The sequence below is a fragment of the Salmonella sp. 741265055_HSA genome, assembly GCF_046569525.1.
Lineage (GTDB): Bacteria > Pseudomonadota > Gammaproteobacteria > Enterobacterales > Enterobacteriaceae > Salmonella > Salmonella enterica.
Genome location: NZ_JBKFSQ010000045.1, coordinates 20,420 through 31,514 on the forward strand (window position 1 = coordinate 20,420; position 11,095 = coordinate 31,514).

Below are 11,095 nucleotides of genomic sequence, written 5' to 3' on the forward strand. Positions count from 1 at the left end.
TGAAATTATAATCACAAAATATGAATAAAAAATCACTTAATAGCAACCACAAATCAACGCCGGAGGAAATTTTTCAGCAGAGCGTGTCCTTGTTCGCTGAGAATACTTTCCGGGTGGAACTGCACGCCTTCCAGATCCCACTCGCGGTGGCGAATGCCCATAATCTCCTGCGTTTCGCTCCAGGCGGTGATCTCAAAACACTCTGACAACGTGGCAGGATCGACAATCAGCGAGTGGTAACGTGTCACGGTTAACGGGCTGGGCAATCCCCGAAACACACCCTGTCCATTATGCGTAATAGGTGACGTTTTACCGTGCATCACTTTCGCTGCCCGCACCACCGACGCGCCAAAGGCCTGCGCCATCGCCTGATGACCCAGGCAAACGCCCAGCATCGGAATACGTCCGGCATAATGGCGGATAACCGCCAGTGAAATGCCAGCGTCATTCGGCGTACAGGGGCCTGGAGAGATAACGATTTTTTGCGGGTTCAAAGCGTCAATGTGCGCCAGCGTCAGCGCATCATTGCGCCGAACCTGCACTTCCGCGCCCAGTTCACAAAAATACTGGTAGAGGTTCCAGGTAAAGGAATCATAGTTATCGATAAGCAGGATCATGGCGGCTCCGGGTGAGTAGAACCGCACTATTTTACTCAGTTTCGCGAGCTTCGCTTATCGCTTTCTGAAAAATCGCCTGCAAAGCGGAGAGATCGCCCATCGCGCCGCTCTGGTTCGCCTGCTTCCATGTTTCAACCGCAATACCTTGCCAACTCAGCGCGTAGCCTGCATGTAGCGCCAGCTGTTCAAAGAAGATGCGCTGCGCCAGCCCGCTCCCCAAACGAAACGGATGAAGCACGTTAATTTCACAGTAGTAATGCGCCAGCCGCTCGACAAACTTCTCGTGCGCCAGACCGACCAGATAGCCCTCTTCTTCCAGATCCTGCATCAGAGCGTTGCCCTCTTTTTCGATATAGGCAAAGTGGCAGAAACGGGTATCGCCCTGGTAAATATCGACCTCCCGCAGTTGCCCTGCCCAGTCGAAAATATCCTGATAGAGCTGGCGATGAATCGCGCACAGATGAGGCAAGCCGCGTATCAGCGGCCCCAGTTCAATCGTAGCGGCGCGGAGCGCGGTCATTTCATATGCCGCTTGCGCCAGTCGCTGGGCCTGATGAATCCCCAGCCGATTACGCATCACATTCAGCCCCGGATAGAGGTACGGATCGCGTCCTTCGCCAAATTTATCGCTCATAGTGCCTCCGAAGCTCGTCAAGACGTGCCAGCGCTTCATCGGCGGTCAGAGTTACTAAGGGGATCTCAATACCTTCGAGACGGCGGCTTTGCTGGAAGTTAACGTTGCGCCGCTGTTCCCAAAAGCGTGACTTTTGTTTATCGGTAAGTTTCTTCACCGGGCCTCCCTGAATATGTCTGTGCTTGACCACAAGTATAAGCAGCAATTTCAGGTTACGCTGAGACAGGGAGAAAACGCGGGCGGCTCGCGCCCGCGCAGGCATGTTTTATGGCAGGACTTTCGCGGAAAGGATAACGACTGGTTTTGTCGGCACATTCTGGTAAGGCCCGACATCGTGCGTCGGTACCTGTGAGATTTTATCGGCGACATCCATACCTTTTACCACTTTACCAAATACCGCATAGCCAAAGTCGCGCTGGCCGTGGTCGAGAAAAGCGTTATCCGCGACGTTAATAAAGAACTGGCTGGTGGCGCTGTCTTTATCTGCGGTGCGCGCCATCGCGATCGTGCCGCGAGTATTACGCAGACCGTTGTCGGCTTCATTCTTAATCGGCGGATTCGGTTTCTTCTGCTGCATCTGCTCGTTAAAACCACCGCCCTGAATCATAAAGCCAGGAATAACGCGGTGAAACGTAGTGTTGTTATAGAAACCACTGTTGACGTAATCGACAAAGTTTTTCACAGAAACCGGCGCTTTCTGGCTGTTCAGCTCCAGCTCAATATTCCCGGCGGAGGTGGTTAACAGCACATGAGGATCGCCTTTTGCTGCCAACGCTGCGGGAGAAAGAGCAGAAAGAGCGAAAACAGCTGCGACAGCCGCCAGAGTCGATTTGAGCATGAGATTTCCTTAAAGAGAGCAGAAATAAAGCAAGTGGAATGATTTTAAAGAGCCTTCCTGGGCCAGGCCAGCCCTTTACCTAATTTTACGTATATGAAACAAATGTAACGTTACGACGCAACGCCGTATTCTTGCAATATGATGTGACAAACATCACATTAAAAAATGTAATGAACATTACTATCACTAATAATTATTTAAATGCATCACAAAAGCGCCTAAAATCTGCCCGCTTAACGCGCCCTCCACGCGCTTCACTTCTCTTCAAGGCCAGACATGACTAACAGCAACCGCATCAAGCTCACATGGATCAGCTTTCTTTCCTACGCCCTGACCGGGGCGCTAGTGATTGTCACCGGGATGGTGATGGGAAATATCGCAGACTATTTTCAGCTGCCCGTTTCCAGCATGAGTAACACCTTTACTTTCCTGAATGCCGGGATTTTGATCTCGATCTTCCTCAATGCGTGGCTGATGGAAATCATCCCGCTGAAAACACAGCTACGCTTTGGTTTTATCCTGATGGTGTTGGCGGTGGCCGGGCTGATGTTCAGCCACAGCCTGGCGTTGTTCTCAGCGGCGATGTTTGTGCTGGGGCTGGTCAGCGGGATCACCATGTCAATTGGCACCTTCCTGATTACGCAGCTGTATGAAGGGCGTCAGCGCGGTTCCCGACTGTTGTTTACTGACTCCTTCTTCAGCATGGCGGGGATGATTTTTCCTATGGTCGCCGCCTTCCTGCTGGCGCGTAGTATTGAGTGGTACTGGGTCTACGCCTGCATCGGCCTGGTCTACCTGGCGATTTTCATCCTGACCTTCGGCTGTGAATTTCCGGCGCTGGGTAAACATGCGCAGCACTCTCAGGCGCCTGTCGTCAAAGAAAAATGGGGCATTGGCGTACTGTTTCTCGCCGTCGCCGCGCTGTGCTATATCCTCGGTCAATTGGGCTTTATCTCCTGGGTGCCGGAATACGCCAAAGGCCTCGGCATGAGCCTGAATGATGCCGGGGCGCTGGTGAGTGATTTCTGGATGTCCTATATGTTCGGCATGTGGGCGTTCAGCTTTATCCTGCGCTTTTTCGATCTGCAACGCATTCTGACCGTACTGGCGGGTATGGCGGCGGTACTGATGTATCTGTTTATTACCGGCACGCAGGCGCATATGCCGTGGTTTATTCTGACGCTGGGCTTCTTCTCCAGCGCCATTTATACCTCCATCATTACGCTGGGATCGCAGCAAACGAAAGTGGCCTCGCCTAAGCTGGTTAACTTTATTCTGACCTGCGGCACTATCGGAACGATGCTGACCTTCGTCGTCACCGGCCCGATTGTGGCGCACAGCGGTCCACAGGCGGCGTTACTCACCGCGAATGGTCTGTATGCGGTGGTCTTTGTGATGTGCTTTGCGCTCGGCTTTGTATCCCGTCATCGCCAGCATAGTTCGCCAGCGGCGCATTGATAATGATTGCCGGATGGCGACGCGATGCGTCTTATCCGGCCTATAGCGTAAGCTGTTGGTAGGCCGGATGGCGACATCGCCCTCCGGCACTCTATCCCCCCCCCTGACGAGGTAGGCCTGTTGGTCTAAAAACCCCTCATTTTGTATGTTATTTGTACAAACCTGAAAAGCCTGACAATTCCGCCACTTATAAAAATTCAGACAAATCAGCTATATACCCATTAAGAGGTATATAAAGGTGAATTTGATTTACATCAATAAGCGGGGTTGCTGAATCGTTAAGGTAGGCGGTAATAGAAAAGAAATCGAGGCAAAAATGAGCAAAGTCAGACTCGCTATTATCGGTAATGGTATGGTCGGCCACCGCTTTATTGAGGATCTTCTTGATAAATCCGACGCTAGCCTGTTCGACATTACCGTGTTCTGTGAAGAACCCCGTAAAGCCTATGACCGTGTCCACCTGTCATCCTACTTCTCTCACCACACCGCGGAAGAGCTCTCTCTGGTGCGTGAAGGATTTTACGAGAAGCACGGCGTGAAGGTACTGGTTGGCGAACGCGCAATTACCATTAACCGTCAGGAGAAAGTGATTCACTCCAGCGCGGGTCGCACCGTTTATTATGACAAGCTGATCATGGCGACCGGTTCATATCCGTGGATTCCGCCGATTAAAGGCTCCGAAACCCAGGATTGCTTCGTTTACCGTACCATTGAAGACCTCAACGCTATCGAAGCCTGCGCCCGTCGCAGCAAGCGCGGGGCGGTGGTCGGCGGCGGTCTGCTGGGGCTGGAAGCCGCTGGCGCGCTGAAAAACCTCGGCGTGGAAACGCACGTCATTGAATTTGCGCCAATGCTGATGGCGGAACAGCTCGATCAGATGGGCGGCGAGCAGCTACGTCGCAAGATCGAAAGCATGGGCGTGCGTGTACACACCAGTAAAAACACGCAAGAGATTGTTCAGCAGGGTAACGAAGCGCGTAAGACTATGCGTTTTGCCGACGGCAGCGAGCTGGAAGTCGATTTTATCGTCTTCTCTACCGGTATTCGCCCACGCGACAAGCTGGCTACCCAGTGCGGTCTGGCCGTCGCGCAGCGCGGCGGTATCGTGATTAACGACACCTGCCAAACGTCCGACCCGGATATCTACGCTATCGGCGAGTGCGCCAGTTGGAACAACCGCGTTTACGGTCTGGTCGCACCAGGCTATAAAATGGCCCAGGTCGCCGTTGACCATATCCTCGGCAGTGAAAACGCCTTTGAAGGGGCGGATCTCAGCGCCAAGCTGAAGCTGCTGGGCGTGGACGTCGGCGGCATCGGCGACGCGCATGGCCGCACGCCGGGCGCGCGTAGCTACGTTTACCTCGATGAAAGCAAAGAAGTCTACAAACGTCTTATTGTCAGCGAAGATAACAAAACGCTGCTCGGCGCAGTACTGGTCGGTGACACCAGCGATTACGGCAATTTGCTGCAACTGGTACTGAATGCCATCGAACTGCCGGAAAACCCGGATTCGCTGATCCTGCCGTCGCACGCGGGCAGTGGTAAACCCGCTATCGGCGTGGATAAACTGCCGGACAGCGCGCAGATCTGCTCCTGCTTCGATGTGACTAAAGGCGATCTGATCGCCGCTATCAATAAAGGCTGCCATACCGTGGCGGCGCTGAAAGCGGAAACCAAAGCCGGAACCGGCTGCGGCGGCTGCATCCCGCTGGTGACGCAGGTACTGAACGCCGAACTGGCGAAACAGGGTATTGAAGTCAACAACAACCTGTGCGAGCACTTTGCTTATTCTCGTCAGGAACTGTTCCACTTAATCCGCGTGGAAGGTATCAAAACCTTTGAAGAACTGCTGGCGAAACACGGTAAAGGCTACGGCTGCGAAGTGTGTAAGCCAACCGTCGGTTCGCTGCTGGCGTCGTGCTGGAACGAATACATCCTCAAACCGCAGCACACGCCGCTACAGGATACTAACGACAACTTCCTGGCGAATATCCAGAAAGACGGCACCTACTCGGTGATCCCGCGCTCGGCGGGCGGCGAAATCACGCCGGAAGGTCTGGTGGCCGTGGGTCGTATCGCCCGCGAGTTTAACCTCTATACCAAAATCACCGGTTCTCAGCGTATCGGTCTGTTTGGCGCGCAAAAAGACGATCTGCCGGAAATCTGGCGTCAGCTGATTGAAGCGGGCTTCGAAACCGGTCACGCGTACGCCAAAGCGCTACGAATGGCGAAAACCTGCGTCGGCAGCACCTGGTGCCGCTACGGCGTGGGCGACAGCGTCGGTTTCGGCGTGGAGCTGGAAAACCGCTACAAAGGCATTCGCACCCCGCACAAAATGAAGTTCGGCGTCTCTGGCTGTACCCGTGAATGTGCGGAAGCGCAGGGTAAAGATGTCGGTATCATCGCCACTGAGAAAGGCTGGAACCTGTACGTTTGCGGTAACGGCGGCATGAAACCGCGTCATGCGGATCTGCTGGCAGCCGATCTCGATCGCGAAACGCTGCTCAAGTATCTCGACCGCTTTATGATGTTCTATATCCGTACCGCCGACAAACTGACCCGTACCGCACCGTGGTTAGATAACCTGGAAGGCGGCATCGACTATCTGAAATCGGTCATCATCGACGACAAGCTGGGTCTGAACGAACATCTGGAAGAAGAGATGGCGCGCCTGCGCGCAGCGGTGGTCTGCGAGTGGACGGAGACCGTCAACACGCCAGCGGCGCAGGTTCGTTTCAAACACTTTATCAACAGCGACAAGCGCGACCCAAATGTTCAGGTTGTTCCGGAACGCGAACAGCATCGACCGGCCACGCCGTATGAACGTATCCCGGTCACTCTGGTGGAGGAAAACGCATGAGCCAGTGGCAAAACATCTGCAAAATCGATGACATTCTGCCGGGAACCGGCGTCTGCGCGCTGTCAGGCGGCGAGCAAGTGGCGATTTTCCGTCCTTACCATAGCGATCAGGTGTTCGCGATCAGCAACATCGACCCGTTCTTTGAGGCCAGTGTGCTGTCTCGTGGGCTGATTGCGGAACACCAGGGCGAACTGTGGGTCGCCAGCCCGCTGAAAAAACAGCGCTTTCGTTTAAGCGACGGTCTGTGCATGGAAGACGAACAGTTCTCTGTGAAACAGTACGACGCGCGGGTAAAAGACGGCGTGGTGCAGTTGCGCGGTTAATTATTTTTGGGAGGCGCAACGCCTCCCCTTTTTTGACGTATTTGTAGGTCTTTTATTGGTAGGCCTGATAAGCGTAGCGCCATCAGGCAATTGCAAAAGCACATTGCCTGATGGCGGCATAAATGCCTTATCCGGCCTACGGTTACGATTTTTTTATTTTTTGTACTTCAAGGATAATCAAATGTTTACAGACACTATTAATAAGTGTGCGGCTAACGCTGCGCGCATCGCACGCCTGTCGGCGAATAATCCGCTCGGCTTCTGGGTCAGTTCGGCAATGGCCGGGGCTTATGTCGGTCTCGGCATTATTCTTATTTTCACCCTCGGTAATCTGCTCGACCCGTCCGTGCGTCCTTTGGTGATGGGGGCCACCTTTGGTATCGCCTTAACGCTGGTCATCATCGCGGGTTCTGAACTGTTTACCGGCCACACCATGTTCCTGACGCTGGGCGTCAAAGCAGGCACCATCAGCCACGGTCAAATGTGGGCTATCCTGCCGCAAACCTGGCTCGGCAACCTGGTTGGTTCCGTGTTTGTCGCCCTGCTTTACAGCTGGGGCGGCGGCAGTTTGTTGCCGGTCGATACCAGCATCGTTCACTCAGTCGCGCTGGCGAAAACCACCGCGCCCGCCACGGTACTGTTCTTCAAAGGCGCGCTGTGTAACTGGCTGGTTTGTCTGGCAATCTGGATGGCGATCCGCACCGAAGGCACGGCGAAATTTCTTGCTATCTGGTGGTGCCTGCTGGCGTTTATCGCTTCCGGCTACGAGCACTCCGTCGCGAATATGACGCTGTTCGCCCTCTCCTGGTTTGGTCATCACAGCGACGCCTATACCCTGTCCGGAATCGGACACAACCTGTTATGGGTCACTCTGGGCAATACTTTGTCCGGCGTCGTGTTCATGGGATTGGGTTATTGGTATGCTACGCCGAAATCGGAGCGTCCGGCTCCGGCAAAAATCAATCAGCCAGAGGCTGCTGCCAATAATTAAGGGGTAATGTCGTGGACCATTTGCCTATATTTTGTCAATTACGCGACCGCGACTGTCTGATCGTCGGCGGTGGCGATGTCGCAGAACGCAAAGCACGGTTACTGCTGGAAGCAGGCGCACGTTTAACGGTCAATGCGCTAGCCTTTATTCCACAGTTCACCGTATGGGCAAATGAAGGCATGTTGACTCTGGTTGAGGGACCGTTCGACGAAGCGCTTCTCGACTCGTGTTGGCTGGCGATCGCGGCCACTGACGACGATACCGTCAACCAGCGCGTCAGCGAAGCGGCGGAGTCACGCCGCATCTTCTGCAACGTGGTGGATGCGCCGAAAGCCGCCAGCTTTATCATGCCCTCCATTATTGACCGCTCGCCGCTGATGGTCGCCGTCTCCTCGGGCGGCACTTCCCCGGTGCTGGCGCGTCTGCTGCGCGAGAAACTGGAGTCGCTGCTGCCGCAGCATCTGGGGCAGGTCGCGCGCTATGCCGGGCAACTCCGCGCCCGAGTGAAAAAGCAGTTTGCCACGATGGGCGAACGTCGTCGCTTCTGGGAAAAATTTTTCGTCAATGACCGGCTGGCGCAGTCGCTGGCGAATGCCGATGAGAAAGCGGTTAATGCGACAACCGAACATCTGTTTAGCGAACCGCTGGATCACCGTGGCGAAGTCGTGCTGGTCGGCGCGGGGCCGGGCGATGCCGGACTGCTCACGCTGAAAGGGTTACAACAAATCCAACAGGCGGATATCGTGGTTTACGATCGCCTCGTCTCCGACGACATTATGAACCTGGTACGCCGCGATGCCGATCGGGTCTTTGTGGGGAAACGCGCGGGTTATCACTGCGTCCCACAGGAGGAAATCAACCAGATCCTGCTGCGTGAAGCGCAAAAAGGTAAACGCGTGGTACGCCTGAAAGGCGGCGATCCCTTTATCTTTGGTCGCGGCGGCGAAGAGCTGGAAACGCTGTGCCATGCCGGTATTCCTTTCTCGGTAGTGCCGGGGATTACCGCGGCTTCCGGCTGCTCCGCCTACTCCGGTATTCCGCTGACCCACCGCGATTACGCACAGAGCGTACGTCTGGTCACCGGTCACCTGAAAACCGGCGGCGAGCTGGACTGGGAAAACCTGGCGGCAGAAAAACAGACGCTGGTGTTCTACATGGGGCTTAATCAGGCAGCGACTATCCAGGAAAAACTGATCGCATTCGGTATGCAGGCCGATATGCCGGTTGCGCTGGTAGAAAACGGTACCTCCGTGAAGCAACGCGTCGTCCACGGTGTGCTGACGCAGCTCGGTGAATTAGCGCAACAGGTTGAAAGCCCGGCGCTGATTATCGTTGGCCGGGTCGTTGGCTTACGCGATAAATTAAATTGGTTCTCTAATCATTAATTAAAATAAGGCCCTGTTATTCAGGGCTTTATTTTACGACTACCCGTAATCTCAAATTATTTTTACTTAAAAGTGAATTAAGCAATCCATTTTAAATAAACCATACGAATTTAAATAGTAATAATATTGCGTAATAAACCCTTTTATTCGTCAAATTCACCCATTATTCATTCATGTAACAAATAATACCATCAAACATTCAATTTGACCTGACCTGGTTATCGGGTGATAAAATAAACACTAAAGCATAATTTTCTTCAGGCCATTTCATCATTGCCTGTATCGCTACCTGCATATGTTTAGTACGCAAGGAAATATTAATTAAGGATGAGCCCTATGCAAAAGAAAAAACTTATTTCTATCGCTATCGCTTTAACGCTGCAAAGTTATTACATTCCGGCCATCGCCGCAGAGAATAATGATGATGAAAAAGAATGTCCCAGTAATATCTCCTCCCTGCCTAAAGAAAAACGCGCAAAACTCTCACCGGCCTGCCTTGCTACATTACCTGAAAAAGATAATCACTGGGGCTGGGTTGCTGGCGGCGTTGCTGCGCTGGCCGCGGGCGTGGCTATTGGCGTTGAAAATAACGGTGGCGGAGATTCCACTCATTCTTACACCCCCCCTACGCCTGACGATGGCGGCAACGTCACTCCGCCTGACGATGGCGGCGATGACAATGTGACCCCGCCTGATGATGGCGGCGATGACGATGTGACCCCGCCCGATGATAGCGGCGATGACGATGTGACCCCGCCTGATGATAGCGGCGATGACGATGTGACCCCGCCTGACGACGACGACACGCCCCCAGATGACTCTGTTATTACCTTCAGCAACGGCGTCACCATCGATAAAGGAAAAGACACCCTGGCCTTCGATAGCTTCAAACTGGATAACGGCAGCGTTCTCGAGGGTGCCGTGTGGAATTATTCAGAACAGGACAACCAGTGGCAGCTCACCACCGCAGACGGCAAAACGCTGAACGTCACCGGCTGGGACGTGACCGACGCCAATGCCGCCGTGATTGAGGGCACCCAGGAAAACGGTCTCTACTGGAAGTACGACAGCCGTGGCTATCTGATTATTGCCGACGATGAAACCACAGTTATCAGCGGCGACGACCAGGCGCATAACTCCGATCGCGGCATGGATATCAGCGGCCAGGATCGCACCGGTGTGATTATTTCTGGCGATAGAACCGTCAACACGCTCACCGGGGACTCCAGTGTGACCGACGGCGCCACCGGCATGGTTATCTCCGGCGACGGCACCACCAACACCATTTCGGGCCACTCAACGGTGGACAACGCCACCGGCGCGCTGATTTCCGGCAACGGAACCACCACCGATTTCTCCGGCGACATTACCGTGAGCAACGGCGGCACCGCCATCATCATCGACGGCGACAACGCCACGATTAAGAATACCGGTACCTCTAACATCAGCGGCGCAGGCTCCACCGGCACCGTCATTGACGGCAATAACGCCCGCGTCAACAATGACGGTGATATGACCATCACCGATGGCGGCACCGGCGGCCACATTACCGGCGACAACGTGGTTATCGATAACGCCGGGAGCACCACCGTCAGCGGCGCGGACTCCACGGCACTGTATATCGATGGCGACAACGCGCTCGTTATCAACGAAGGTAATCAGACTATCTCTGGCGGCGCCATCGGTACGCGAATTGACGGCGACGACGCCCATATCACCAATACCGGCGATATCGCGGTGGATGGCGCGGACTCTGCCGCTGTAGTTATCAATGGCGACAACAGCAGCCTGACCCAGGCAGGTGACATACTGGTCACCAACGGCGCGACGGGTATCGTCACTGACGGGGCGGGTAACGAAATCAAAAACACCGGCAACGCGACCGTCCGCGATGAAAATTCCGTGGGTTTTGTGATCGATGGCGAAAGAAATGTCTTTCATAATAAAGGGAATATCGACGTCAGCCTGAATGGTACTGGCGCAAAAATG

Annotated in this window: 9 protein-coding genes and 1 pseudogene; 6 read left to right on the forward strand and 4 right to left on the reverse strand. The window is 54.2% G+C overall.

From position 1 onward, the window contains the following. Positions 1–53 precede the first annotated feature (53 nt). From pabA to ppiA, 4 genes are all read right to left on the reverse strand, one after another. On the reverse strand, positions 54–617 hold the full coding sequence (gene pabA / locus ACLD4K_RS19415; protein ID WP_411012354.1) for an aminodeoxychorismate synthase component 2: 564 nt from the start codon (positions 615–617) through the stop codon (positions 54–56). 31 nt (positions 618–648) lie between these two features. Then, positions 649–1,251: a putative adenosine monophosphate-protein transferase Fic gene (locus ACLD4K_RS19420; protein ID WP_001280665.1), complete on the reverse strand. Its 603-nt coding sequence runs from the start codon at positions 1,249–1,251 to the stop codon at positions 649–651. Next, positions 1,241–1,408: a YhfG family protein gene (locus tag ACLD4K_RS19425; protein ID WP_001519136.1), complete on the reverse strand. Its 168-nt coding sequence runs from the start codon at positions 1,406–1,408 to the stop codon at positions 1,241–1,243. The genes ACLD4K_RS19420 and ACLD4K_RS19425 overlap by 11 nt, the downstream gene beginning before the upstream one ends. A gap of 108 nt (positions 1,409–1,516) precedes the next feature. Further along, positions 1,517–2,089, reverse strand: a complete 573-nt coding sequence (ppiA, locus tag ACLD4K_RS19430) for a peptidylprolyl isomerase A (RefSeq protein WP_000920478.1) — start codon at positions 2,087–2,089, stop codon at positions 1,517–1,519. Between the two features lie 276 nt (positions 2,090–2,365). Here ppiA and tsgA point away from each other — a divergent pair, with 276 nt between their 5' ends. From tsgA to ACLD4K_RS19460, 6 genes and pseudogenes are all read left to right on the forward strand, one after another. Beyond that, positions 2,366–3,547, forward strand: coding sequence for an MFS transporter TsgA (tsgA, locus tag ACLD4K_RS19435; RefSeq protein WP_000185268.1), 1,182 nt, complete (start codon positions 2,366–2,368; stop codon positions 3,545–3,547). Between the two features lie 316 nt (positions 3,548–3,863). Beyond that, a complete protein-coding gene (gene nirB, locus ACLD4K_RS19440; protein WP_350410621.1) occupies positions 3,864–6,407 on the forward strand; it encodes an NADPH-nitrite reductase large subunit in 2,544 nt (847 codons plus the stop codon). Further along, positions 6,404–6,730: a nitrite reductase small subunit NirD gene (gene nirD, locus ACLD4K_RS19445; protein ID WP_000084817.1), complete on the forward strand. Its 327-nt coding sequence runs from the start codon at positions 6,404–6,406 to the stop codon at positions 6,728–6,730. Before nirB ends, nirD begins: the two co-directional genes overlap by 4 nt. Before the next feature lie 181 nt (positions 6,731–6,911). Then, the gene (gene nirC / locus ACLD4K_RS19450; RefSeq protein WP_000493571.1) at positions 6,912–7,721 is read left to right on the forward strand and encodes a nitrite transporter NirC; all 810 of its coding nucleotides are present in this window, start codon (positions 6,912–6,914) and stop codon (positions 7,719–7,721) included. 11 nt (positions 7,722–7,732) lie between these two features. After that, positions 7,733–9,106, forward strand: a complete 1,374-nt coding sequence (gene cysG / locus ACLD4K_RS19455) for a siroheme synthase CysG (protein ID WP_411012355.1) — start codon at positions 7,733–7,735, stop codon at positions 9,104–9,106. Between the two features lie 327 nt (positions 9,107–9,433). Beyond that, positions 9,434–11,095, forward strand: a pseudogene (locus tag ACLD4K_RS19460) (autotransporter adhesin BigA); the annotation flags it as partial.

What these genes read in the sequence shown, in the direction of transcription:
- nirD (WP_000084817.1), top strand. Translation starts at nt 6,404, where the DNA reads ATGAGCCAGTGGCAAAACATCTGCAAAATCGATGACATTCTGCCGGGA.
- ACLD4K_RS19420 (WP_001280665.1), bottom strand. Translation starts at nt 1,251, where the DNA reads ATGAGCGATAAATTTGGCGAAGGACGCGATCCGTACCTCTATCCGGGG.
- ppiA (WP_000920478.1), bottom strand. Translation starts at nt 2,089, where the DNA reads ATGCTCAAATCGACTCTGGCGGCTGTCGCAGCTGTTTTCGCTCTTTCT.
- tsgA (WP_000185268.1), top strand. Translation starts at nt 2,366, where the DNA reads ATGACTAACAGCAACCGCATCAAGCTCACATGGATCAGCTTTCTTTCC.
- nirC (WP_000493571.1), top strand. Translation starts at nt 6,912, where the DNA reads ATGTTTACAGACACTATTAATAAGTGTGCGGCTAACGCTGCGCGCATC.
- pabA (WP_411012354.1), bottom strand. Translation starts at nt 617, where the DNA reads ATGATCCTGCTTATCGATAACTATGATTCCTTTACCTGGAACCTCTAC.
- nirB (WP_350410621.1), top strand. Translation starts at nt 3,864, where the DNA reads ATGAGCAAAGTCAGACTCGCTATTATCGGTAATGGTATGGTCGGCCAC.